The sequence below is a fragment of the Methylocaldum gracile genome (genome assembly GCF_053646815.1).
This window is the reverse complement of sequence record NZ_CM132196.1, coordinates 121,416-144,730: the sequence shown is the minus strand read 5'-3', so window position 1 is coordinate 144,730 and position 23,315 is coordinate 121,416. Positions and strand designations below refer to the sequence as shown.

General features: G+C 60.5%; 22 protein-coding genes. 9 read left to right on the top strand and 13 right to left on the bottom strand.

Annotated features, from left to right (window positions below; all coding sequences use genetic code 11):
- The first annotated feature begins 149 nt into the window (after positions 1–149).
- Entirely contained in the window at positions 150–872 is a 723-nt protein-coding gene (locus tag ACWJJK_RS00660) for a response regulator (RefSeq protein WP_077730835.1), read from the top strand.
- Positions 873–1,014: 142 nt separating this feature from the next.
- Positions 1,015–2,454, top strand: a complete 1,440-nt coding sequence (locus ACWJJK_RS00655; RefSeq protein WP_156881329.1) for an ATP-binding protein — start codon at positions 1,015–1,017, stop codon at positions 2,452–2,454.
- A gap of 213 nt (positions 2,455–2,667) precedes the next feature.
- Here ACWJJK_RS00655 and ACWJJK_RS00650 read toward each other — a convergent pair whose 3' ends face one another.
- The 3 genes from ACWJJK_RS00650 to ACWJJK_RS00640 all read right to left on the bottom strand — a co-directional run bounded on the left by ACWJJK_RS00650 (position 2,668) and on the right by ACWJJK_RS00640 (position 5,136).
- Positions 2,668–3,582: a methyltransferase domain-containing protein gene (locus ACWJJK_RS00650; RefSeq protein WP_156881330.1), complete on the bottom strand. Its 915-nt coding sequence runs from the start codon at positions 3,580–3,582 to the stop codon at positions 2,668–2,670.
- A 110-nt stretch (positions 3,583–3,692) separates the two neighbouring features.
- A complete protein-coding gene (locus tag ACWJJK_RS00645; protein WP_156881331.1) occupies positions 3,693–4,442 on the bottom strand; it encodes a class I SAM-dependent methyltransferase in 750 nt (249 codons plus the stop codon).
- A gap of 4 nt (positions 4,443–4,446) precedes the next feature.
- Positions 4,447–5,136, bottom strand: a complete 690-nt coding sequence (locus ACWJJK_RS00640) for a CDP-alcohol phosphatidyltransferase family protein (RefSeq protein WP_347258737.1) — start codon at positions 5,134–5,136, stop codon at positions 4,447–4,449.
- Between the two features lie 22 nt (positions 5,137–5,158).
- Here ACWJJK_RS00640 and ACWJJK_RS00635 point away from each other — a divergent pair, with 22 nt between their 5' ends.
- Positions 5,159–6,394, top strand: coding sequence for a glycosyltransferase family 4 protein (locus ACWJJK_RS00635; RefSeq protein ID WP_156881333.1), 1,236 nt, complete (start codon positions 5,159–5,161; stop codon positions 6,392–6,394).
- Positions 6,395–6,657: 263 nt separating this feature from the next.
- Here ACWJJK_RS00635 and ACWJJK_RS00630 read toward each other — a convergent pair whose 3' ends face one another.
- The 7 genes from ACWJJK_RS00630 to ACWJJK_RS00600 all read right to left on the bottom strand — a co-directional run bounded on the left by ACWJJK_RS00630 (position 6,658) and on the right by ACWJJK_RS00600 (position 12,765).
- The gene (locus tag ACWJJK_RS00630) at positions 6,658–7,305 is read right to left on the bottom strand and encodes an HAD family hydrolase (RefSeq protein WP_077730831.1); all 648 of its coding nucleotides are present in this window, start codon (positions 7,303–7,305) and stop codon (positions 6,658–6,660) included.
- The gene (locus ACWJJK_RS00625) at positions 7,289–7,954 is read right to left on the bottom strand and encodes an LON peptidase substrate-binding domain-containing protein (protein ID WP_077730830.1); all 666 of its coding nucleotides are present in this window, start codon (positions 7,952–7,954) and stop codon (positions 7,289–7,291) included. Before ACWJJK_RS00625 ends, ACWJJK_RS00630 begins: the two co-directional genes overlap by 17 nt.
- A gap of 322 nt (positions 7,955–8,276) precedes the next feature.
- Entirely contained in the window at positions 8,277–8,990 is a 714-nt protein-coding gene (locus tag ACWJJK_RS00620) for a copper resistance protein B (protein WP_240502545.1), read from the bottom strand.
- Positions 8,991–8,994: 4 nt separating this feature from the next.
- On the bottom strand, positions 8,995–10,722 hold the full coding sequence (locus ACWJJK_RS00615) for a copper resistance system multicopper oxidase (protein WP_454128538.1): 1,728 nt from the start codon (positions 10,720–10,722) through the stop codon (positions 8,995–8,997).
- A 230-nt stretch (positions 10,723–10,952) separates the two neighbouring features.
- On the bottom strand, positions 10,953–11,774 hold the full coding sequence (locus tag ACWJJK_RS00610) for a methyltransferase domain-containing protein (RefSeq protein ID WP_156881334.1): 822 nt from the start codon (positions 11,772–11,774) through the stop codon (positions 10,953–10,955).
- 36 nt (positions 11,775–11,810) lie between these two features.
- Positions 11,811–12,317, bottom strand: a complete 507-nt coding sequence (locus tag ACWJJK_RS00605) for a DUF4396 domain-containing protein (protein WP_168175442.1) — start codon at positions 12,315–12,317, stop codon at positions 11,811–11,813.
- Between the two features lie 10 nt (positions 12,318–12,327).
- Positions 12,328–12,765, bottom strand: coding sequence for a MerR family DNA-binding protein (locus ACWJJK_RS00600; protein ID WP_077730827.1), 438 nt, complete (start codon positions 12,763–12,765; stop codon positions 12,328–12,330).
- Positions 12,766–13,072: 307 nt separating this feature from the next.
- Between ACWJJK_RS00600 and ACWJJK_RS00595 the strand changes: the two genes are divergently transcribed.
- Both ACWJJK_RS00595 and ACWJJK_RS00590 read left to right on the top strand, forming a co-directional pair.
- Positions 13,073–13,492: a Rap1a/Tai family immunity protein gene (locus tag ACWJJK_RS00595; RefSeq protein WP_077730895.1), complete on the top strand. Its 420-nt coding sequence runs from the start codon at positions 13,073–13,075 to the stop codon at positions 13,490–13,492.
- 23 nt (positions 13,493–13,515) lie between these two features.
- On the top strand, positions 13,516–13,800 hold the full coding sequence (locus ACWJJK_RS00590) for a glycine zipper family protein (RefSeq protein ID WP_077730826.1): 285 nt from the start codon (positions 13,516–13,518) through the stop codon (positions 13,798–13,800).
- Positions 13,801–13,805: 5 nt separating this feature from the next.
- Here ACWJJK_RS00590 and ACWJJK_RS00585 read toward each other — a convergent pair whose 3' ends face one another.
- A complete protein-coding gene (locus ACWJJK_RS00585) occupies positions 13,806–14,990 on the bottom strand; it encodes a hypothetical protein (RefSeq protein WP_156881335.1) in 1,185 nt (394 codons plus the stop codon).
- A 192-nt stretch (positions 14,991–15,182) separates the two neighbouring features.
- Between ACWJJK_RS00585 and aqpZ the strand changes: the two genes are divergently transcribed.
- A complete protein-coding gene (gene aqpZ, locus ACWJJK_RS00580) occupies positions 15,183–15,935 on the top strand; it encodes an aquaporin Z (protein WP_077730894.1) in 753 nt (250 codons plus the stop codon).
- Positions 15,936–16,748: 813 nt separating this feature from the next.
- On the opposite strand, the gene ACWJJK_RS00575 is transcribed toward aqpZ, so the two are convergent.
- A protein-coding gene (locus ACWJJK_RS00575; protein WP_156881336.1) for an IS630 family transposase occupies positions 16,749–17,881 on the bottom strand; the annotation gives its coding sequence in 2 pieces (ribosomal slippage) (positions 16,749–17,449 and positions 17,449–17,881; 1,134 coding nt in all).
- Between the two features lie 273 nt (positions 17,882–18,154).
- On the opposite strand from ACWJJK_RS00575, the gene ACWJJK_RS00570 reads away from it, so the two are divergent.
- Positions 18,155–18,337: a hypothetical protein gene (locus ACWJJK_RS00570; RefSeq protein WP_077730824.1), complete on the top strand. Its 183-nt coding sequence runs from the start codon at positions 18,155–18,157 to the stop codon at positions 18,335–18,337.
- A gap of 183 nt (positions 18,338–18,520) precedes the next feature.
- Here ACWJJK_RS00570 and ACWJJK_RS00565 read toward each other — a convergent pair whose 3' ends face one another.
- Positions 18,521–20,542 carry a PAS domain-containing sensor histidine kinase gene (locus tag ACWJJK_RS00565; RefSeq protein ID WP_156881337.1) on the bottom strand — a complete coding sequence of 674 codons (2,022 nt, stop codon included), beginning with the start codon at positions 20,540–20,542 and terminating at the stop codon, positions 18,521–18,523.
- Between the two features lie 401 nt (positions 20,543–20,943).
- Between ACWJJK_RS00565 and ACWJJK_RS00560 the strand changes: the two genes are divergently transcribed.
- Together ACWJJK_RS00560 and ACWJJK_RS00555 are read left to right on the top strand one after the other, a co-directional pair.
- Positions 20,944–21,252, top strand: coding sequence for a hypothetical protein (locus ACWJJK_RS00560; RefSeq protein ID WP_077730822.1), 309 nt, complete (start codon positions 20,944–20,946; stop codon positions 21,250–21,252).
- Positions 21,253–21,924: 672 nt separating this feature from the next.
- Positions 21,925–23,058 (top strand): N-acetyltransferase family protein, encoded by a 1,134-nt coding sequence (locus ACWJJK_RS00555; RefSeq protein ID WP_454128537.1) that lies wholly within the window; start codon positions 21,925–21,927, stop codon positions 23,056–23,058.
- The last annotated feature ends 257 nt before the right edge of the window (positions 23,059–23,315 follow it).

Sequence of the window (23,315 nt, the reverse complement as noted above, 5' to 3'; positions counted from 1 at the left end):
CGTCTTCGGAATCTATTTCACACCGGCCATGTATCGGACATGTGTCCGGCAGGCGGTGATTTTGTATCATTTTTTATCGTCGGCAGCAGGCGATACAAAACGATACAAAAGCCCATGACTCACGCCGGCAACCGCGGTAAAAAGCCTCCATGGAAACCACAGAGCATATCCTCGTCGTCGACGACGACCGCGAAATTCGCCTACTGGTCGGCGACTATCTTAAACAGCACGGCTACCGCGTCAGTCTGGCCGCCGACGGCCGGCAGATGCGCGAAATATTGGAAAGCAGCGGAATCGACCTTATCGTCCTCGATCTGATGCTGCCCGGCCAGGACGGCTTGAGCCTGTGCCGCGACCTGCGCGCGCGTTCCGATCTTCCGGTACTGATGCTGACCGCCCGCGGCGAGCCTATCGACCGGGTGCTGGGGTTGGAAATGGGCGCCGACGACTATCTCGCCAAGCCGTTCGAACCGCGCGAACTCCTGGCCCGCATCCGCAATATCCTGCGCCGCGCCCGTTCGCTGCCGAACAGGGGTGTTTCGGACTCGGCGCATCGCTGGCGATTCGCCGGCTGGACCCTGGATGGGCAGACGCGCCAACTCACCTCTCCCCAGGGCGTGGTAGTCGCGCTATCCGGAGCCGAATACCGCTTGCTGGAGGTATTTCTCACCCATCCCAACCGGGTGCTCACCCGCGATCAGCTCATGGATCTGATCCGCGGCCGAGAGGCTGATCCCTTCGATCGCTCCATCGACCTCCGGGTCAGCCGGCTGCGCCAGAAGCTGGGTGATAACGCACGGGCGCCCAACCTGATCAAAACACAGCGGAACGAGGGCTATGTTCTAGCCGCCGTGGTGGAGCAGGAATCATGAGGACACCTCGAAAAACCTACTGCGCGTCCCGATTGCTGCGTTGCGCGGTGCTCGGAATCCTCATGTACTCCGCGTACACTCCGGTTCCTGTGCTCCGGACGCCTTGCACTCGGGGCGCTCGCGACGGTTTTTCGAGGTGTCCATGAGCGTCTCCTTTCCGCCCCGCTCGCTTGCCGTCCGGCTGTTTCTTCTGCTGCTCGCCGGGGTGCTGATGGCGGTCTTCGTTACCGTGAGCCTGGCATTGCGGGAGCGCAGCCACATCGTGCACAGCTTTCGGGAACAAAGCGCGGCCGATCGCATCGCCGATATCCTCCATCTGCTCGCTTCCCTGCCGCCGGAACAGCGCCTCGCCGCAGTCCAGGCCTTGCCGTCCGGGCAATGGCGCATCGAACCTGCGGAGGGAACGGCGGAGCCGACGCCACCTCTGCCGTTCAATCGCAATCGGTCATCCGGGGAAGGGGCATCCAGGCACTCCCTGGATGCCCGTTTGCGATTGGAGCACCCGGATGACCCTTCATTCACCGCCGCTCTCAGCGAAGCAGCCGGACCATCGATTGCGGTGGAAGCAGCATGGCGAACCCGAAACTCTGACTGCCGGGACCAACCGGCCGATTGCCAGCCGTCCCGGACCGTCGGTGCACGGGTCCGGTTTGCCGACGGACAACGGGTTCTGATCGAAGCGCGCCGCGAACTCCCGCCGCCACGACAACCGAGGGCCGAGGGATTCGTCACGAGCCTTTCGATTTTGGCGGGTTTTTTGGCGATCGTGGCCTGGTTCGCCGTCCGCCTGGTCCTACAACCCTTGCGGCGCCTGGTTCAAGCCGCCGAGTCGTTCGGCCGCGATCCGGAACATTCCTCCATGGACGAATCGGGACCTGTCGAAGTCAGGCAAGCCGCCCGGACCTTCAACCGGATGCGGGAACGCTTGCGCTCCCATATCGAAGAGCGAACCCGCATCCTCGCCGCTATCACCCACGACTTGAAGACGCCGCTCACCCGATTGCGCCTGCGGCTGGAGCAGTGCCGGGACGAGCCGCTTCGCGCCCGGCTGGCGGAGGACGTGGCGGCCATGCAGGCGCTGGTCGACGAGGGGCTGGACCTGGCGCGCAGCCTGGACTCGGGGCCGCCGCAGCAAACGATCGATCTCGGCGCCCTGCTGCAAAGCCTCTGCGACGATACCGTCGATGCTGGCGGCAAGGCTCGCTTCGAAGGACCGGACGGCGCGCTGATCTCGGGCCGGCCGGAAGCCCTGCGACGCAGTTTTCTCAACCTGATCGACAACGCGGTGAAATACGGTGGGGAAGCCGATGTGAGTCTGGAGCGCTCCGGCGACCACTGGCTGATAAGGGTGCGGGACTCCGGCCCCGGCATCCCGGAAGAGTATTTGGGCGAAGTGATGCAGCCGTTTTTCCGCCTGGAAACCTCGCGCTCGCGGGAAACCGGCGGCACCGGCCTGGGTCTGCCGATCGCCGCCAACCTGCTCGGCGCCCAGGGTGGAACGCTGAGCCTCCACAACCGCCCGCAAGGCGGCCTCGAAGCGCGGGTGCGCTTGCCGGTGTTTCGAAACCGGCCAAGGACTTGACCCATTTGTCGGCAAGGGATTGTCGACCTACGACTTCGTAGGGCGGGTTAGGCGCACATCGGTACGGCGCGGCCGTTGATCGCTGCGCTAAGCGTGCACCGTAACCCGCCGAAACGCGCGGTGCCTTGCCGTTCGCTTCGGCGGGTTACGGTGCACGCCAGACTCATTGAGCTACGAGAGGGTCGTGGGGGCGCACCTAACCCGCCCTACCAATCACTTTTTTGCCCGGAAAATGCAATAGCGGACCATCTTGTCGCGGAACACCTTGTACTGGGCGAGCGCGACCTTGAAATTCGCGGTCTGTGCCTTGCTGCGGAGTCCCAGCCATTGCATGGTCAACTGCATCGGATAGGTCCACAGGGCAGTCAGGTACATTCTGCGGGACGAGGGCATGGTTTCGGCCGTGGCCTCGGTGATGTGCACGTCGCGGAAGCCGCATTCCTCCATGCCGGCCTGGAACTCCTCGACGCTGGCGAGGTTCGGCACGGCCCACCCGTTCAGGCAATCCATGACCGCCTGCCATTCCTCTTCGTTGAATTCCCGGCGCGTGGCATAGCCGTCGCAGGCGATCAGCGTGCCGCCCTTGCGCAGCAGGCGGTAGGCTTCCCGGAAGAAATCCCGCTTGTCGGTCGCATAGCAACTGCTTTCGACCGCCCAAACCACGTCGAAGGATTCGTCCGGGAACGGCGTCTTGCAGAAATCCGCCTGCTGAAAATCAACTTTATCGGACACCCCGTGGCGCTCGGCGTTCCGCTTGGCGTGCTCGACCTGCCGGGCACTGACCGTGACGCCGGTGGCGCGGCAGCCGATATGCTTCGCTAGCCAGATCGAACTGCCGCCGATGCCGCAGCCCGCATCCAGGACATGGTCTTCCGGCGTGATGCCGGCGATTTCGGCGAGTATGCGATTCTTGTTCAGCAAAGCCTGGCTGTGAGTCTTGGTATTCTCGTCCCAATAACCGTAATGCAAGGCCAGATTCTCGTTATCGAACCATGCGGTCCGGTAATCCCAATAACAGTCGTCGTAATGCTTCGCGGTGTCTACGCGAATATCTTCCTCGGAAAACTCGGCGCCGTGGCGCAGGCTATCGTTGCGGTAATCTTTGTTCGGTTCGAGATAGTACGACATCGGTCTTTTATAGTTGTCAGTCAAAAACGGAAAATCGGTTCGGATGTCCGGCACGTTCGGTTGGCGCGCCGGCCGGGAAGCGGGCGTAATGATAACCCGAAGGATACGGATCAGCTGCGTCTTGCCGCACGACAATAGAGTCCGCCGCGAAAGGACGGGATGCGCAACAGACGTCCGACGCCGTCCAGCGCCGTCAGAATCCGGGCAAGATAGGGCGGCATGTCGCCGCGCGGAATGAAGGCCCAGGAGCCGATGCGCTCGACCTCGAATCCGGCGGTTTCCAATAAATCGGTCAATTTTTTCTTCCCGAGAAAGCGGTCCGTGCTCAGATGCTTGGTGCTGAGCCCCAGCCGAGGCGCGATTCGGGTGTACCAGACATAATCCGCGTTCGGCGTGAGACAGACGAAGACGCCGCCCGGCTTTAGAACGCGGCAAGTCTCGCGCAGCGCTTGCCGCTGATCGAGCATGTGCTCCAGGGCGCCGACGCACAGCACCACGTCCGCTTCGGCATCGCCCACCGAGCTCAAGCTTTCCGCGGGCGCCACGCTCAGACGGATGCGCTCGCCATGCGGGTGTCCAAGACGAAGATGCTCTGCCTGCTCGATCATGCTGGGCGAAAGATCGGTGCCGTGCACGCGCTCGAATCGGGCGGCCAGGGGAAAAAGATGCATCCCGGTGCCGCAGCCGATTTCGACCAGTGAACCGTGACCGGCGCGTTCCAGCAGGCGATCTATGATGCCGAGCCGGTAGCGCAAAAGCTTTTCCGCCTTGCCGTGGCAATCGCGGTAAACCGGCGCCAGACGGTCGAAAAACGCCCGAACGTCGTCCAAGCCTTTTATCGGCGTAGTGCGAAGACTCATGGCATCATCCCGGGCGTTGCGGCCGATAGAGCTGAAACAGGGAGTACAGAAACGAGGCGCATAGCGCGAACGTCGCCGCCACGGCGAAACCCGTACAGTGGAGCTCGACCGGCAGCAGGCACAGAACGAATACGACGATGGCGATCACCGAGACGGAGCGGGTGAACCAGTTGCCCGCCGCGACGCGCCGGGGCGGCCCCGCCAGTTTGACGAACAGCACGAACAGATAGCGCAACAAGCCGGGAAACAGAATCCAAATGCCGACATGGCCGCGGTTATAAAGAAGCAGGCATAGAGTTAGAAAAAAGAACGCATCCACTTCCTTGTCGAAGCAATCGCCGAAGGCCGAGGTCAGGCCGCGGCGTCTCGCCAGCCAGCCGTCCCAGTGGTCGGCGTATAAAATGGTCAGGGCGAAGGACGCTAGAAACCAGCCGTTCGATAGCGGAAAAAGCAGCAGAAAGAGCGTTGCCATCAAACGGATCAAGGTAATCGCGTTAGCCGCCCCGAACGCCCCGGAAGGCGTCCATTCCCGCCGGAACTGATGGATCAGGGCAAGAAAAGATGCAGCGGCCATCGCTGCGAGAAACTCCGGCGGGGACTTAAACCACAGACCTCCGATCGCGAGCCCCATCAGCATCGCATGGCGTTCGCTCCATTCGACCAATCGGGATTCAAGAGATAGCTTATGACTCATTCTGGTTATTTCGGTTGATACGATGAGACTCGTGTTCATTCATCCGCCGCTCGATGCCTGCCCTTCCGGCGGCAATGTCTTCAACCGCCAAATCATCCGCCAGGCGCGAGAAACAAGCTTTCCGCTCGAAGCCGCGGAAGTCCCGCCGGACGGCGCGATTCCCTATTTGCCGCGCAACGCGATTATTCTATGGGACAGCCTGCTTCTGGAAGACTTGTCGAATTATCCGCTAGAGCAATTTCCGATTCGGTGTCAGAGCGCCCGACAGGTAGGTCGGCAATCCCTTGCCGACTTATCGGCTCGGCAAAGGACTTCGTCGGAAGGGGCGTCCTGGCGCTCCCAGGACGGCCGTTTGCGATTGGGAAGGGATTGCCGACCTACGTTCTTCCCGCCCGACACGAAGCCGTACACCGGGATGAAAAACGCTCTAGCCGGGGATGAAGCAGTGCACGGGCTCTTGGTGCATTATGTCCCCTTTCTGAACCCGCTGCTCGACGCGGACCGGCGGAAAGAAGAGGAAGATCGGTTCGAGCGGGCGGCGGAGCGCGTCCGGTTCTTCATCGCGACCGGATTATCGATTCGATGCCTCCTCGAACGGCGCTACCCCGGTAAGCCGGCTTTCCTATGCGAACCCGGAGTCGATGCCGCGTTTCTTGCCGCGAGACAAGCATCGGGCAAGCGGTCAACGGACCAGCCGGTTCAAATCGCGACCGTCGCCAACCTGCTTCCCGCAAAAGGGCTGACTGAACTGCTCGAAATCCTGGCTGAACTCAGATATTGCGACTGGGCTTGGCACGTTGCGGGCTACGACCGAATCGACCCGAACTATGCCGGGCGCTTCCGCTCACGCATCGCGGATCTCGGACTGCAAACCCGGATTTTCCTTCACGGCGTTCTGGATACGCCGGAACTGGCGCGGTTTCTCGGCGGAATGGATGTTTTCGCCTTCGCCAGCCGATTCGAAGCGTACGGCATGGCTTTGGCGGAAGCGGCGGCCGTTGGCCTGCCCATCGTGACCACGGAGGTCGGCGAAGCATCGCGCATCGTGCGGCACGGAGAGACCGGCTTCGTTGTACCCCTCGCGGACCGCGAGGCTTTTCGGAATAGCCTGGAGCGACTGCTGTCGGACCGCGACTTGCGACGCCGTTACCGCTCACGGCTGCTGCGGAATACGCCCCGTACCTGGGACGCCGCTTTCGTTGACTTCCGGAATGCCGTCGAGGCTGTTGCACTCCGATCGTCAGGTACAACTGTCTAGGGCACAGTAATTCCAAATCGCTTTCAGTAGGAATTCATTCTTGTAGGATGGGTAGAGCGAAGCGAAACCCATCGAGCGACCTCGAATCGGTGGGTTACGCGGAGCCTGTCCTGAGCCCTTCGACGATGCTCAGGACAGGCTTGTCGAAGGGCCTGTCCCGAGCGGAGACTAGGGGCTAACCCGCCATCGATGGGTTTCGCTTCGCTCTACCCATCCTACGATGAATGTTCACTCGAATGCCGAATGGAATAAGACCAATAACCTCATAATCCGAGCGCACGCAACAGCTGATCGGCTTGCTGAAAGCTTGCCAGATGAAATTCGGCCAAATCGGCGCCCGGCAGACTTTCGCTTGGACGTCCTCGGGTAAAGAGCACCGTCCTGGCCCCGGCACGGATACCGGCTTCGATGTCGAAACGGTAATCGCCGATCACCGCGACTTGCGCGGGGACAACACCCCAAGTCGCGCAAATATGGCGGATAGCCCAGGGATCGGGTTTTATCGGACCGTCATCCCGCGTCATCACCAGTTCGAAATCCAATCGGCAGCGGGTCAGAGTCGCATCGGCGACTTCCCGGCTATTACGGGTAAACACGGCTTGGCGAACACCCAATCCGCGCAAACGATCCAAGAAACAACGCACACCGGGCAGCACTACGGCACGCGCCGCGCCGGCCGCCTCGTGGCGGAGGAGGATGGCCCGGCATCGAATGGCCTCCGCTTCGGCCAGGTCTTCCATGGCCTCCAGCAGCGGAACGCCGTCCGGCAGCCCCATTTCGCGGCGCATCACGGCGAAATCGAGACCGGAATCGACCAGGGTTCCGTCCATGTCGAAAATGACCCCGGCAACGGGACCGGAATGAGGCTCGCGCCGCGGCTTTACCCGTTGACGCTCAGTGCTGCCTGACATCGGTGCCGACCCGCGCTGCCGCCATTTCGAATTCCAACAGCCCCAGCAATTTGGCGTAGCGGTCCTCCACGCTGACTGCCTCCACCAATGCCTGGCGCTCTGCCACTTCAAACGGCAACTGGCTGATCAGGACATTCACCAAAACGGGGAAAGACATCTGCTCCATGACCGTCCAATCGGTGCTCAGGCTCTTACGCTGAAAATAGTCCTTGAGCAGCTCCATGAGCTTTCCCCGGTCGCACGAAATGGCATCCGACAATGCGTAATCGACACGAAATCGATCCCAGTCCGGGATGACGCGACGATAATCCCGGGTGGTTGGTATTTCTTCGCGGATATCGAAACGACAGACGCCGGTCATCACGATCAGCAGGCGGCCGTCCAGGGTTTCGCTGAACGAGGTGATGCGTCCCGCGGTGCCGGTTCGGTATACCCCTGGCTGATTCTCGTCCTTCGAGGCCGGATCGGGCTGCACCATGCCGATCATCCGGTCGGTACCCAGGCAATCGAAAACCATGTTGAGGTAGCGCGGCTCGAATATATTCAGCGGCAACTGAGCCCCCGGCATGACGATGGCGTTGCGCAGCGGGAAAATCGGCAGCGTGGCCGGCAAGCGCTCGAAGGGTAAAGTGAAGGGGTTTGTCGCCATAGGGTGTTTTCGATGTTCTCGAATCCTGTCGTCTGTGTTCGGAATTTAGACACTTCCGCTAAGCTCCGGATATAACATGCGTATTCCTGATATTTCACAACATTATCCACAAACCGCTCCACAGCTTTTGTGGAAATCGCGGAGCTAGAGCATTTTCCGGTTTGATTTAGCGCCCCAGCATACGGTAGGTCGGCAATCCCTTGCCGACGCGCTGGGTTGGCAAGGGGCTTTGTCGGAAGGGTCGCGACTAAAGCGACCGTTTGCGATTGGGAAGGGATTGCCGACCTACGAATTTCCCGATCATCACCGCCAAACTAACGCTCTAAAACCAGGCCCTTATACCCGCCACCGCCCTTACGCTGTGCTTGTGCTCTCTGAGCGACTGCTCCTCGACGTAATCGAAGCCGATATAAGGCGCGAATTCCCGCACGATTTCGTAGCGCAGCCTGAGTCCCGCTTCGAATTCGGTGATGCCGGCCTTTACGCCGCGGTTCTCGATGTCGTCCGCGGACACGTTGATTTCGATGCGCGGCTGGGCGATGAGGCGTTGGGTTAGTAAAAGCTCGTAGGCCAGCTTGAAGCGGCCGAGCACATTGCCGTTCTCGCTGATGAACATCGCCGCCTCGGTCTCGAAAAAATAAGGCGCGAGCCCCTGGATGCCGATGACGCCGTCGAAGGTGCGTTCCGGCTCGAACGCGCGGCGGACGCCGATCTGGGCGTCCCAGAAGGTGGCGATGTTGCGGCTGTAGAGCAACTGAAGGTCGGCCCGCCCGAAAATGTCCTGTTCGAAGACGTAATCGCCCTCGCTTTTCACCCACAGTTTGTTGTAGTCGCTGCCGGTCCAGCCTTCGATGTCCCATTTGAAGAGGTGAATGTCCCCGTTCCCCTCGTACTCGAACCGTTCGAACCTGAGATAGTTGTAGATCGCATCGTCCATCTGAGCGGTCGCACGGCCGCTCCCGAACATCATCAAAATGGCCGCGGCACAAACCGGAACGGAACGCCGGACACGGTGGTGTTCGAGACTCGGAATCACCTTCTCAAGCTCCCTTTTTCGCAGCTGTATCGGGAGGCTCCACGATGATCTTTCGAAACATCCCGGTTTCCATGTGATACACCAGATGGCAATGAAACGCCCACTCGCCCGGCGCGTCGACCGGCACGTCGACGTGCACGGTCTCGCCCGGCTTGACGTTTACGACGTGTTTGCGCGGATTGAACGGCCCCTTGCCGTTATCCAGGTCCTGCCACATGCCGTGCAGATGCAGAGGGTGGTTCATCATGGTCTCGTTAATGTAGGTAAAGCGCACCCGTTCGCCGTACTTGAGGCGAATCGGCTCGGCCTCGGAGTACTTCTGGCCGTTGATGGACCAAATGTAGCGGTTCATGGTACCGGTGAGGCGCAGAATGATTTCCCGGTCGGGCTCGCGCCAGTCCGCATGCTTCTCCGCGCTCTTGAGATCGGCATACGATAGCACCCGATGGCCCGTGCCGGCGCGTTCTTCGACATGCTCCGCCATGGCATGGCCTTCGTGACCGGCGTGTGAAGACATGGCGTGATTCATCTCCGGCATCGCGGCATGATCCATGCCCGCCATATCGTGACCTTCATGCCCGTTCGTCCGATGTTCCTTTTCCGGCGTATGCTTCATGGCCGCGTGCGGCCCGCCGGCCGCAGAACCGTGCTCCATGCCGTGGGCCGCCGCCATCTCGGCCAAAGTCACCAAGGGTCGTGGCCGTAGCGCCGGAACCTCCGCCCTCATGCCGCGCCGGGGAGCCAGGGTCGCTCTCGCATAACCGCTGCGGTCCATGGCTTCCGCGAAGATCGTGTAGGCCTGGGGTTCGCGGGGCTCGACCAGCACGTCGTAGGTCTCCGCGACGGCGATACGAAACTCGTCCACCTCGACCGGCTCGACGTTTTGCCCGTCCGCCTGAATGATCTGCATTTTGAGCCCCGGTATGCTCACGTCGAAATGGGTCATCGCCGCGGCGTTGACGAAACGGAGCCGGATGCGCTCGCCCGGCTTGAACAGAGCCGTCCAGTTGGCTTCGGGACCTTGGCCGTTGACGAGGAAGGTGTAGGTATAGCCGGTGACGTCGGCGATGTCGGTAGGGTCCATCCGCATCTCGCCCCAGGCCAGCCGGTCGGCCATGGTTTCCTTGACGCCCTTGCCGGACAGATCCCGGAAGAAATCGAACACGGTGCGCTTCTGGAAGTTGTAGTAGTCGCTCTGCTTCTTCAGCTTCGAAAGCACGCGGTGCGGGTTCTCGTCGGACCAGTCGGACAGCATCACCGTATACTCGCGGTCGTAAGCGTGAGCTTCGCCCTTCGCGGGCTCTATGACGATCGCGCCCATCAACCCAAGTTGCTCCTGCATCGCCGAATGGCCGTGATACCAGTAGGTCCCGCTCTGGCTCAGCCTGAAGCGGTAGCTAAAGGTTTCGCCGGGCGGAATCCCGGGAAAGCTGATGCCGGGCACGCCGTCCATGTCGTAAGGCAGCACGATGCCGTGCCAGTGGATAGAAGTCGGCTCGTCCAATCGGTTGGTCACGCGCAAGGCGACTTCCTCGCCTTCCCGCCAGCGCAGCGTGGGCGCCGGCAATGAGCCGTTGGCCGCGATGGCGGTCCGTTCCCGTCCGGTCAGATTCACCGCTTTCTTGTCTATGACCAGCTCATAGCTTCCGGCCTGGACCGGCGGCGCCGACAGAACCGCGAACCAGAAGGCCGCGATTCGGCATTGCCGGATAATGGCATTTACGGTTTGCACGGATTTTCGCCTCTAAGTGTTCTCGGGAATTTCAACGCTTCGGGATTTGGCCGCCAACAGCATCGCGTTCAACTCGAAAAAGCTTTCAATGTAGAGCAGGTTAAGCACGCATCGTACGTAACCAGCAAAGTTTCTTCGGCATCTCCGGCGGATACGGCATGGTTCGTGGCAGTGCGCGCCTCCCACCCTATATCGGAAAACGGAATCGGAACCATGTTTTCGGCCTATCTCTAACTCTGCTTGACGGCGATGGCGTACAAGGCACTCGCTTCGATACCGGAGACTTTGCCCTCGCGAAGCGGGGCCAGATTGCTTTCCCTGACCAGCGCCTGCTCTTCGACCGAGAGCAGGTCGATCGTGCCCCGGTAGCCGCATCCGCGCGCGATGGTCCACCAATCGTCGGGCGACTTTAGCGGATGAGAGTAGTTTTCGGTATGTATCTCGGCTTCGCGGATACCGCCTTCGGCGAGCATGCCGCGCAGCCCGATGGAATCGTCGATCCGGTCCCAGGGATTGAATCCCTTGTAGAGATCCGGCCGGACAGAGCGCACGGTATCCCAGAATAGACTATCGGCCGGCTCGAAAAAGTCCCGTCCCCAGGTGGTTATCGCCAATTTGCCGCCCGGACGAACCAGGCGCCACAACTCGCGCACCGCCTGCGCCATGTCCGGCACGAAAAAGATGCCGAACACGCACACCACCGCGTCGAAGCTGGCGGCCGGCAAACCGAGGTCGAGCATGTCGCCAGTCCGAAATTCAATATTGGTTAGTCCACGCTTGGCGGCCTTGGCCCTGGCGAGCGTCAACAGCCTTTCGGCCAAGTCGATGCCCAGAACGAAGCCGTCCGGCCCCACCCGCTCGGCAGCCGGCAGGGCCGAGGCGCCGCTGCCGGAGCAGAGGTCGAGCACCCGTGCTCCCGGCCGCAAACCCAGCCGGTCGATCGTTCGCCGTCCATGGTAATCCCAAAATCCCAGTTCCGGCGCATCGAATAGGTCGGCGGCGGCGTTATAGGCCGTGGCCGCCCGGTGTTTTGCCTCGTCAGGAGTGACCATGTTTGTTCCCCTAGTTTGGTTGAGCTTGTATTAGTACTAATGACACCGCTGCTTGAGATTGCGGCCCAAAAGCCAGTAGTTCACCGGCCATGCGGCGATGAACCCGGCCGGCAACGCCGCCAGATATCCCAGCCAGAACCGGAACGAGAGCATCGAGGCCGCTTGCACGCCGCCTAGATGATAATCGGTCAGATTCATCGCCAGCTCCATGACCGCGATGGACACGGTTTCGCCGATCCAGATCGTGCGGAACGCCCGAACCCAGCCGAAGCCTTGACGGACCAAGGGCCATAAGCCCAAGGTGTAGCCGCTGACGAAACCCAGAACCGTGGCGAGCATCATGGTGGTCCACGGATTCAACCCCAAGCTCACCCCGATGGCCAGCCCGACGAATTCGCCGATGGCGCAACCGCTCAGGCAATGAACGGTCGCGTGAGTCGCCAAATGCGTCGGCGAAGAGCGGCTGGCTCCATGATGGTGAGCGTGCGCCGTGGAAAAACTGGCACCGCCGTGAAGGGGTATGTGATGAATATCATGGCTCATGAGTCGCTCCTTATGATGTTGATGTCGTGGCATTGTCGCGCTTTGATTCGAGGGTATTGTCCCCGAGGACCGCTTCGATGATCGGGCATCCGCATACCGGACCGGCGCCGTCACAGGCATGGACGAGTTCGGCCAGGGTCCGGCGGACCCGGTCGAGTTCGGCGATCTTTTGCTCCAGTTCCGCGAGACGGCGCTCGGCAATCGCCCGAACCGCGCTGCGCTCGCCGACGCCGTCGTTTAGCGCCAGCAGTTCGGCGATTTCTTCCAGCGAAAACCCGAGCGCCTTGGCCCGGCGGATAAAGCGCAGCCGATCCACGTCGTCGGGCTGGTAAAGCCGGTAGCCGGCCGCCGTGCGCGTCGTTTTTTTCAAAAGGCCGGCGCGCTCGTAAAAGCGAACCGTATCGATGCTGATCCCGGCCTGAGCCGCAGCTTTCCCGATGGTGAGCATGGAGCACCCTCCTCTTCTCAGTGCATGCGTCGATAGCGTAAACCCTGGACCCAAGTCCAGAGTCAAGCGTCCGTCGCGGTATTTACAAATATTCGGGGAGATTTGGCGGAACGGGATTTCGATTTCGTTTGGGCGCGGCTTTCGCCTTCGGAATTCCGCATGTCGGGCCGAGGCTATTCGAACTCCACCGGCGCCACAAAAGTCGAAATGTTTACGGATGAAGGAATGCGCAGCGGCCGGCGGATTCGAAGCGGAATACCGGCCGAGATCGATATCCGGCGAGACATGGCTTCAAGGAGGTTTATCCATGCGATTCAAGCGATTGGTGAGCACCGGAATGGTGCTGTTGGCAACCCTGATCCAGTTGCAGAATGCCTCGGCCGCCACCGAGGAAGAGGACTTCCTGGTCCGTAACGTCCAGGATCTGATCGACCTTTGCACCACGCCCCGGGACGATCCGCTGAACGTTGCCGCCGTGCACTTTTGTACCGGTTATCTGGTTGGCGCCTACCACTATCACGAGTCCATGCACTCCGGGCCCGACAGCCAACCCTTGGTGTGCCCTCCCGATCCGAAGCCGACCCGGCAGCAGGCGATCGCGGAATTCGTCTCCTGGGCGCAAGCTCACCCGGAATACAACAACGAGCGCCCGGTGGATGTGATGTTCCGATTCATGACCCAAAAATGGCCGTGTAAAAAAACGGCTCGATCCGGCATGACCGATTGATCCACAGACAAGCGAGGGCCGCGATGAAATCGCGAATTTTCTTGAGTCTTTTGGGCGCAGCCTTGTTATCGGGGTGCGCCGGCATGTCTCCCAGCGAGCAGCGGATGTTGAGCGGCACTACCGGTTCCGCGGCGGCAGGCGCGGCAATCGGCGCCATTGCCGGGAATGCGGGCCTGGGCGCGGCGATCGGCGCGGGCACAGGACTGGTGGGCAGCTATCTGTACGACCAGCACAAACAGGCCGAGGAGCGTGCCTACCGCCAGGGTTATCAGCAGGGGCGCCAGCAACCAGCCCCGACCGCGCCTTGACCGGCTCAAAACAAATATCCCGCCAACATTTTCAAGAGATCGATAACGGGAATTTCGATGGCCAGCACCGGCACCATCGGCAAGGCCGCCGCCGCAAACAGAGTGATGACGGTTTGCCGGCCGATGGGCACCATGCGAACGGCACTCACGGCTTCGTGCATGGAACGCACGTCCGCCACGGGGCCGAGTTCCGGAGCATTGAGCAGAGCGTCGTCGCGAACCGTTTCTCCTCGGATCCAGCGGCGGTCGACCAGTCTCCCGTGCTGTCCCGCCAAGGCGCCGTAATCGAGCAGGGCCTTGCGCCGCAGGCGTTTCAACTTGCCGATGAGCACCAGCAGCGGGCCTAAACACAGAGACAGTGCGAGCATCACATAAAGCGCCATGGGCATCCTCAAGGACTCGACGCGCGCACCGTGGTAAAGAACGCTGTGCGCGAAGTGCGAGGCCAGCACCATGGATACGCCCAATATGAACGGAATAAACACCTGCGGGGCCATGCCGAGAAAACCCAGGCCGCCGGCCCGGTCCGGATGAACCGGAACGAGTTCGAGGTCCAGCTTGGAAACGCGTAGCAACAGAATCCCGAATACCACGACGCGCCATACCCACAACCCTATCAGGAAGCTGAAAATCGGGCGCAGCACGAGGAGATACCACCATCCCGCGAAGATGAGCCCGATCGGGTCGGTATCCCGGTCGATGGCCCAGGATGCCTCGTGCAGCCGCTCGAACTGCTGCACGGCAAAAATCACGTTCGCTGTCACGAGGCTGACGAGGATCGCGAAAATCCACCAGGAATTCAGCAAGCGGTCGGCGGTATTCAAAGCCGCGCGGAACTTCGGCATCGAAGATTCGCCGACCAGTCCCGAGACGACAAAATGGCGAATCAGCGATTCGAGGCGCAAAAGGGCGCTTTCGCCGATGATGAAGAGCGGTATCGCGATCAGGCAACGAGAATGAATGGCGAAGTGAAGGAGCAAGGGTTCCGAGATTTCGCCGCCGAATGCCCGACCGGCGAGCGAGGCCGGGACGACGATGGGCACCCAGCACAACAGCGCGAAGAACAAGGCGCGCCGCTTTACGCCCAAACCATGGGACGGTGCCAGCCCGATCGCCCGTTGCAGGCGAAAGAACGGGTCCTTGCCCACGAACAAATGTGTAATGCCGTGATCCGGTTCCTGTCGATCCATTCCACCGTCCCTTGATAGCCGTGGTGAACTTTTTGTCCGGAACTACGGTATCACATTGACGCTGAAAATTTTTCGTCGGATGCTGTGAGTTAGCGGTCGAACCGCGATCTAAAAAGGTAACCGCTCGTCCCGCTTTCGAGGCGGGAACGGAAATCGGCTCGTTTTGAAAAAAAAACCTTGGAGGGACTGATCATGTGGTCGATTTATCGACGTTGTACAGCGGAGTTTATCGGAACGTTCTGGCTGGTTTTCGGCGGCTGCGGCAGCGCCGTTCTTGCCGCCGCCTTCCCGAATGTCGGAATCGGATTGCTCGGCGTATCCCTGGCATTCGGTTTGACCGTGCTGACCATGGCCTATGCCGTGGGCCATATTTCCGGCGGCCATTTCAATCCGGCGGTTTCCGTCGGTCTTTGGGCCGGAGGCCGCATACCGGGGTCCGACCTAGCACCGTACATTGCATCTCAGGTTTTCGGCGCGATCCTCGGCGCCGGCGTGTTGTATCTGATCGCGAGCGGAAAGGCCGGATTCGATGTCGCCGCGGGATTCGCCGCCAACGGTTACGGCGAACATTCGCCCGGAGAATATTCCATGGGCGCGGGCTTTTTAACGGAAGTCGTGATGACCTTCATGTTCCTCATGATCATACTGGGCGTCACCGACTCGCGCGCTCCTCAAGGGTTCGCGCCGCTGGCCATCGGCTTGGGCCTCACCCTGATTCACCTGGTGAGCATTCCGGTGACCAACACTTCGGTGAATCCGGCCCGAAGCACCGGCCCCGCGTTGTTCGTGGGCGATTGGGCGCTAGTCCAGCTCTGGCTCTTTTGGGTCGCCCCCCTGATCGGAGCCGTTCTCGCCGGACTGGTCCACCGCTGGTTGTCGGCAACCATCCATCGCGAGGATTGGCAGGCGGCCGCCGCAACCCGGGGACCGAAGACGATTCCATAGCTGCAGGCGGCCCAAAAATCGGACGGCTTGGGCTGACTTCGGCACAGTTCTAAAGCCAGCCGGGCGCACAAGGATGTTGCCCCGGTTCCATCCCCGTTTGCTTTGATTCATGGGACGATTCATCTCCGAAATCCATAAAAAAACCCGGCCGGAGCCGGGTATCCCCGCAGGTCTGGACTGACATCGAGGTTAATCTTCAGCTTAGCGGAGATCCACCGGTTCACAACCCGCCATAGGCAGCACCCCAGCTTATTCAAACACGGGTGAAGCCGCACCGGAATTAGAGCGGTTTCCGTTCGCATGTAATTCCATTCGGCATTCGAGTGAATATTCATCGTAGGATGGGTATAGCGAAGCGAAACCCATCGATGGCGGGTTAGCCCCTAGTCTCCGCTCGGGACAGGCCCTTCGACAAGCCTGTCCTGAGCATCGTCGAAGGGCTCGGGACAGGCTCCGCGTAACCCATCGATTGGAAGTCGCTCGGTGGGTTACGCGCACGCGAAGTGCAGTGACCGGCGGTCGGTCAGTGCTGATGGGCGCCTAACCCACCCTACAAAACACGAATTTCTGATCGAAAGCGATCTGGAATAGGAGTTGATTGAAACCGGCTCCCGCAGGCCATAAACCCATCCGGCAACAGATCTAAGCCTCCAACTTGCATTCACGGAGTTTGGCCGATCCCGTCGGGGGACGCTCTCAATGTTCTCCCTCTCTCGGCCAAGCCCGCTTTCCGGCGCCGGTACGTCGGCAAGGGATTGCCGACCTACCTGTCGGGCGCTCTGACACCGAATCGGAAAATGCTCTAGTGCTCTGTCACCCGTCATAAGTGGGGTAGAGTTTGCGAAGTTTGATTCGGGCCTCTTTGGTGGTGAACTGCCATTGGGCTTTCACTTGGGTCTGGTTGCGGCGCTCGGTCCAGGCCTTGAGGTGTTGCTCCAGATCGGCCCGCTCACCCACCCGCTCGGGCAGATCGCGCGCCAGGGCACTTAACTCGATTTCGGCCATGTCCAGCCAACTGCCGTGCTTGGGCGTGTGATGGATCTCCAGCCGTTCGGCGATCCGGCGGGCTTCCTCGGGCGCAAAGGCCTCGTACAGGCTGGCGGTCGAGTGGGTATTGAGCTGATCCATCACCAGTACGACTTTGTCGGCCTCCCGATACCGGCCATCGACCAGGTCGCGGACGACCTGGGCAAAGTCCTTCCGGGTCCGGCCCTCGGTGATTTGGACTTCGCGCCACCCCGCCAAAGGCTCGAAGGCCAGGAACAGGCTCGCCACGCCATTGCGGACATAGACGCTGTCGTAGCGTTCCACCTGACCCGGTGCGGGCGGAAGCGGCTCCCGGACTTCACCCATCAATTGAGTGAAGGTCTCGTCCAAACAGACCACCGGCCGCTCGGGTTGATAGGGCCGTTGATAGACCTCCAGCACCTCTTCCATGTGGGCGACGAATTCGGCCGAGGCTTCGGGCGGAATCACCCACATCTTGCGCCGATGCGGTTGGAGTTCGTTTTTTTGAGTACGCGCCGGACCGTTTCATGCGAACAGGTTTCCGCGATTTCCAATTCGACCACTCGCTCAGCCAGCAGGCGCAGGGTCCAATGGGTCTTGCCTAAAGGCGGCGCGGAACAGGCCAGAGCGATTAACTGGGCTTCCTGGGCGCCATCCAAAAGACGGGTGTACACCCGTTCGCTGGGCTTGGGCGCCAAGGCCGCTTCAAACCCCTGTTCGACGAAGCGTTCCCGGACCCGTTCGACTGTCCGGACGCTCACATTCAGCACCGATGCGACTTCGGCATCCGTGCGCTTGGGGCCGCCTTCGGCTTCCTCCGCCTGCAGTAGAATCCGGGCATGGGCCAGCTTCCGGGCCTCACCCTTGCCTTTGCCAATCAGTCCTTCCAACTCTTGCCGTTCCTCTGGGGTTAGCGTCACACGGTACTTCTTGGCCATCGTCGTCTCCCTGCCGTGGCTCAGCCACCCTGGCTGGCCTCCTTTCCATTTGACTCGTCAATCGAGAAGTGATGCAGCACTAGGGTCGAACGCTGCATCAGTATCGATCTCTCCCGAGTTTAAGCAAACGGAGCAGGTGATGACTGCCATAACAGTCAAGACCAAAGGCATGGCGGTTGCCGAGCGAACGACTCTCGGTATGGAACCTTACGGATAGTCAGAAAACCCCGCTGGGCCTAAGTTATCGACCTTTGTGGAGACTGTGGAGGAGGCATGAACGGTCCGACCGACGAAGGGAAAAAGCGATACCCGCCCAACGGCTTGTATCAAGCCAAGTACATGACCCAGCCGCACGCCTGTACGTGCACGGCGGAGTGTACCGATCCCTGCGATGGCGAGGACTGCGGTTGCAGCGCATGCCTGGCGCTACACGACGGTGTGGCTTCCATCGACTGATCGCGCCAATCCATAACGAGTGTCGGCTCGAAGGCAAGCCCGAGCTGCAAGACCTATGGTCGGGCTACGGCCGGATTTTCCATCACTTGATCGGCAGGCATGAAAAGTCGGGATTACCGAACCTCTGCCTGAGGTTTCAAACTGCGGATTCAATACGGAACGGTGCCATGCGTCTGTCTTTCTTTAATCATCCGGGTAAAGGGGCAGTCGCACGATGAATTCACTCCCTCGGCCGGAGCCTCCGCTTTCGGCTTCGACCCACCCGCCGTGCAGTTCTACGATGCGCTTGACGATCGTCAGACCGAGCCCCAACCCGCCTTGAGCGCGGTCCAGGGTGCGCTCGGCCTGGGTGAAGGGCGTAAAGAGGTGAGGTAACAACTTGCCGGGTATGCCTTCGCCCGTATCCCGAACCGAAACGACCGCCTCGCCGTTCTCCCGAGTTAGGCTCAGCCAGATCCGACCGCCTTCCGAGGTGTACTTTGCTGCGTTGTTGAGCAGGTTCGACACGACCTGAACCAGGCGCACGCTGTCCCCCTCCACCTGAATCGGGTCTTCCGGGATGAAAATGGTGAGGGCGTGGCGCCGCGCCTCGACGAAGGGCCGCGCGGTTTCGACGGCTTGGGCGATCACGGCGGCGAGTTCCACCAGCGTTTTTTTCAGTGCCAGCTTGCCTTGGACGATCCGCGACACATCCAAGAGATCGTCCACCAGCCGGATCAACTGGGTGACTTGACGGTCGATCACCTCACAGGCCCAGATCAACTTGGGCTCCGACGCGCCGAATTTGCGCTGGATGTGGACGGCATTCCGGATCGGCATCAAGGGATTGCGGAGCTCATGCCCCAGCATCGCCAGAAATTCATCCTTGCGGCGGTCGTATTCCAGGCGCAGTTCTTCGGCTCGCTTGCGCTCGGTGATGTCCAGGAAGGTGCCGATGATCTGCAGGACCGATCCGTCGGCCTCGCGGGCGAACACCCCATCTCGCGAAATGCACCAGATCCAACGGCCGTCAGCGGTTCTGATCCGGTACTCGATTTCCAGTGTTTCGCCATTGGCCGTGTCGAGCAAGGCCTTGAAATGGGCGATGATGCGGCCTTGGTCGTCAGGGTGAAACAGATTGAAAAAGTCCTTCCCGCTCAGGCTCTGGAGGTCCTCGAGGGTATAGCCCGTCAGCTCGGTGCACTGGGCATTGATGAAGACATCCCGCCCGGCTTTCACATCGTAGATGTAGAGGCCGTTCAGAGAGGACATCAGGACCTTCTTGGCGAAGGCATCCCGCTCCTTGAGCTGCTGCTCGGCCGCTTTGCGCGCGGTGATGTCGCGGGCAATCGTGGACGCGCCCATGATTCGGCCCTGTTCGTCTTGCAGCGGCGAGACGGTGAGCGAGATGGCGATCCTTCGGCCGTCCTTGCCGAGACGCTCGGTCTCATAGTGATCAACCCGCTGGCCCTGGCCGATTTTCATGAGAATCTCCAGATCTTCCGCCTGCCGTTCGGGCGGAATGATGAAGCTGATGGGGCGGCCGATGGCTTCGTCCGCGGCGTAGCCGAACAGCCGCTCCGCGCCGGCATTCCAGCCGGTGATGACTCCATCCAGGGTCTTGCCGAGTATGGCATCGTCGGAAGACTCCACGATGGCCGCCCATTGGCGCTGCAAGGCATCTGTGCGCATCCGCTCGGTAAGGTCGGTGAGAGCCGTCAAATACCGGACCTCCTCCGCGTCATGGGTGAAGGTTTTCCGGCTGGCGAGCTGGACGGCGAGGCGGTCTCCCGTTGATGTTAGAAGGGTCAGCTCCGCCACGGCTTGGTCCTGCTGCAGACAGCCTTTGAGATGCGTTAGAAGTGTGGATTGGTCTTCGGGAGCCACGTAGCGGCGCAAGGGAGAGCCCACCAGATGCGTGCGCTTCCGGCCGAGCATTGTCGCCCCGGCCATATTGATGTCTCGGATCACCCCCTCAGAGTTCAGGCTCACATAGCCGATCGGCGCCCCGTCATAGAGCTCGGCATAGCGGTTGCGGGACCGTTTAAGGGCCCGCTGGGCCTCCTGAAGTTCGCGGTTCTGGGCCTCCAATTCCCGCACCTGTGCCTGGAGTTCACGGATCGTCCGCGTCAGCTCGTTTCGAAGCCGCTGAACGTCGCTGCAGTCCCGGCACGCTGCCAGGCTATGAAGAAGCTTGGCATCCGATAAGTCTTTGATGGTGGTCATTCTGGGATCCCCGTCTCCTCTTAAGTAACGTCATGGGCATCCCAGCCACTTCCGCCGCACCCAACGGGTACCGTTCTTCCCCCAGGCGGCGGCGGACTGAAAAGTTCTCCTTAGACTCGTTTCAAGGCCACGGTTGCACTGATCGCCGGGGATTGGACTCAAAAAATTGAACTTCACGAACGGCCATTGCCGGAATGTTTCCAGAGCAAACCTTGGGCGGGATAGCCGGCAGCCCGCGTGATCGGATTTCACCCAGCCGAATCGGAGCTGCGCCTATCGGATACTTATCTGTACTCTCACCCGAATGGCTTTGGAAAAAGCACCCAACGTTCGGTAAGAGCGCTTGTCAAAAATCAATCGGACTCAGAAAAGCGGTCCACCAATTCAAAGGAGTAAATGTCATGAACACCATTACGGTCAGAACCGATGGAGCCAGGGTCGGCGGTATCTGGTATGACGCCGGCTGCTATAGGGCGCCATTGCACGCGCAATTCGAAGGCCCCGGCTATTACTGGCTCGAACCCGTGGCCGATCATCATGGCGTCAGGTATTTCGAGAAAGGCATCTCGCTCGGGGCCTGCGATACCCAAGCGCAGTTGGATAGCGCGATTGACGTGGTGATTCGTGAGCATGGCGAGATGACGGATTCCATTTGGTTGCTCGGCGCAACCACCGCAATCAGCATTACCGTGGAGACGTTCGACCGATAAGCCTCGCTCCACGGCCAGAACCCGGTTCCGGCCGGATTTCTTGGTCTGTTACGAAGGCTTATCAGAGAGACAAGGATTTGTACTTATTTTGTGGCTGAATCAGATTCGGTCTAATGGGGCTCCCACGGGACACGCGCCGGAGGACGAGCCGGCCGGCCGAACCGCCGCCCCAGCCAGCCGTTCGGGTTCTGGCTTCGTTCTTTTCCGACCAAGCACCCGCTTCGATTGACGGGTCGGTCTGATCGGCGGGACCGACCGCCGACACTTGTTCCAAAGGACGCTATGGATAAGCGAAGGACGCCGCCCAGATCGTGACGCCTAACCCGATAAGAACAGGCATCGTTTCGCTTCGGCTGGCGTTTCGAGCCGTGGACCGAGGCGTTCGGAGCAGGTGAAGACGACCGCGATCAACTAGATGCCCGAGCTCTGGGCAGGGAGCGACAGATGATCAAGGACGCTTTCATTCTCGACCTAGCCGTCTACGAAGACCGAGGAGCGGATAAATCGCATGCTCCCGGCGTCTGCCGTTTCAAGTGAAGCCGAAGGGTAGCTCTAAATGTCAGTCCAGACCTATCGCGCTTGATGGAAGCACATGGCCTCGCGCGCATCATCGGCCGAATAGGTGGCCAAGCCGATTGGATTTCCCATTTCTCATCCAGGAAGGAGAGCAAAATGGCCGTTAGTCAAGATTTCGCCAGCGTGGATCTGTCCGTGAAACCATATCTGGGCAGCGGCGCCCAGGAAATGCATCTGGAAAGCATTGTCCGGCTGTGGCGGGAACGCTTCGACGAAGACCACATCGAGAAGAGGCAGATCCTGTTCCGATGGCTGACCGAGAGGAATCCGTTCCGGGAGGGGCGTACGCCTTACTATCTCCTCACTCACGGCGGGCAGGTCGTCGGCATGCACGGACACATGCCGCTCAGATTTTCTCTGAGAGGCCGTCAGATGACGGGATATCTGGCGCATGACGACCTGCTGGCAAAGGCGTATCGAGGGAAGGGGCTCGGAAAGGTCCTGCTTCGTGGCGTGGCCGAACAGACCACCGATTTCGCCGGTGCCCTCTGGTTCAACGAGCCCAATCGCCACCTCTACCTCAAGGCCGGATGGCTTCCCGTCCCGGACTTTTATCCCTACTTCAAGATACTCGATCCGGCACCCTTCATCCGGCAACGGGTCGGCGGGCGCATTTCCCGCACCACACTCTCTTTGCTGGCCCGGAGTGCGCTTCGGGTGGGGGAACTCGCCCTTCGCGCCAGAATACCGCGGCGGATAGCCATCATCCCCATGATGCATTTCGACGAGCGCTTCGATGAGTTTTTCTCTAGGGTGTCTCCCGCCTTCGGACTGATGGTCGTCCGGGACCACCGGTATCTCAACTGGAAATTCGTCGAGCGTCCGTTCAGTAACTACCGGCGGTATGCTGCGTTCAATAGCCAGGATACCCTCTGCGGGTACGCCGTGATCAAGCGAGCGAAAACGGGAGACCGTCTCCGCGGTCAAATCCTCGACATACTCGCGGATCCTCGGGAGCCGGAAGCGTTCGAGGGATTGCTGAACCAGTGCCTCCAGGATTTCAAGCGAAGCGGAGTGGATTGTGCGGAGATCATGTGCACCTACCCACCGTTCATCCGACAGCTTAGGCGCGCCGGCTTCCTGCGGGCACGCACACCGGAGCCGTTTATGGCCTGCAAGTGGGAGCAGCAGTTTGAGCGGTCTTTCGTCTCCAGCATTGGCAACTGGTATCTCACCTTCGGCGATGCCGATGGGGATGCCTGGGACGTGAACTCTCCGGAGCCCTGGTAGGCAGATCGCACCGCGGATCCTCCACGACCGTTCCCCCAAGACAGGTGCGGATGGGTACCGTGGCCGCTACCCCGCGTGTTCCAGCCGAGCAAGGTGGGCATGGAATGTCCTGCCCGCTTTACCCGCGCTTTGCGTGAGAGCCTCGGATCGATTGGTTTCACGAGATGGTGGTCAATCTCGGCGGCTTGGCTCGGTGCGTCCTCTTGGGTAAACCGGTCAAAGATCTGGTGCATGCGCTCAGAGATAACCCTCATACC

Coding starts and splice junctions, on each gene's coding strand:
- ACWJJK_RS00660 (WP_077730835.1), top strand. CDS start 150: ATGGAAACCACAGAGCATATCCTCGTCGTCGACGACGACCGCGAAATT.
- ACWJJK_RS00655 (WP_156881329.1), top strand. CDS start 1,015: ATGAGCGTCTCCTTTCCGCCCCGCTCGCTTGCCGTCCGGCTGTTTCTT.
- ACWJJK_RS00650 (WP_156881330.1), bottom strand. CDS start 3,582: ATGTCGTACTATCTCGAACCGAACAAAGATTACCGCAACGATAGCCTG.
- ACWJJK_RS00645 (WP_156881331.1), bottom strand. CDS start 4,442: ATGAGTCTTCGCACTACGCCGATAAAAGGCTTGGACGACGTTCGGGCG.
- ACWJJK_RS00640 (WP_347258737.1), bottom strand. CDS start 5,136: ATGAGTCATAAGCTATCTCTTGAATCCCGATTGGTCGAATGGAGCGAA.
- ACWJJK_RS00635 (WP_156881333.1), top strand. CDS start 5,159: ATGAGACTCGTGTTCATTCATCCGCCGCTCGATGCCTGCCCTTCCGGC.
- ACWJJK_RS00630 (WP_077730831.1), bottom strand. CDS start 7,305: ATGTCAGGCAGCACTGAGCGTCAACGGGTAAAGCCGCGGCGCGAGCCT.
- ACWJJK_RS00625 (WP_077730830.1), bottom strand. CDS start 7,954: ATGGCGACAAACCCCTTCACTTTACCCTTCGAGCGCTTGCCGGCCACG.
- ACWJJK_RS00610 (WP_156881334.1), bottom strand. CDS start 11,774: ATGGTCACTCCTGACGAGGCAAAACACCGGGCGGCCACGGCCTATAAC.
- ACWJJK_RS00605 (WP_168175442.1), bottom strand. CDS start 12,317: ATGAGCCATGATATTCATCACATACCCCTTCACGGCGGTGCCAGTTTT.
- ACWJJK_RS00600 (WP_077730827.1), bottom strand. CDS start 12,765: ATGCTCACCATCGGGAAAGCTGCGGCTCAGGCCGGGATCAGCATCGAT.
- ACWJJK_RS00595 (WP_077730895.1), top strand. CDS start 13,073: ATGCGATTCAAGCGATTGGTGAGCACCGGAATGGTGCTGTTGGCAACC.
- ACWJJK_RS00590 (WP_077730826.1), top strand. CDS start 13,516: ATGAAATCGCGAATTTTCTTGAGTCTTTTGGGCGCAGCCTTGTTATCG.
- ACWJJK_RS00585 (WP_156881335.1), bottom strand. CDS start 14,990: ATGGATCGACAGGAACCGGATCACGGCATTACACATTTGTTCGTGGGC.
- aqpZ (WP_077730894.1), top strand. CDS start 15,183: ATGTGGTCGATTTATCGACGTTGTACAGCGGAGTTTATCGGAACGTTC.
- ACWJJK_RS00570 (WP_077730824.1), top strand. CDS start 18,155: ATGAACGGTCCGACCGACGAAGGGAAAAAGCGATACCCGCCCAACGGC.
- ACWJJK_RS00565 (WP_156881337.1), bottom strand. CDS start 20,542: ATGACCACCATCAAAGACTTATCGGATGCCAAGCTTCTTCATAGCCTG.
- ACWJJK_RS00560 (WP_077730822.1), top strand. CDS start 20,944: ATGAACACCATTACGGTCAGAACCGATGGAGCCAGGGTCGGCGGTATC.
- ACWJJK_RS00555 (WP_454128537.1), top strand. CDS start 21,925: ATGGCCGTTAGTCAAGATTTCGCCAGCGTGGATCTGTCCGTGAAACCA.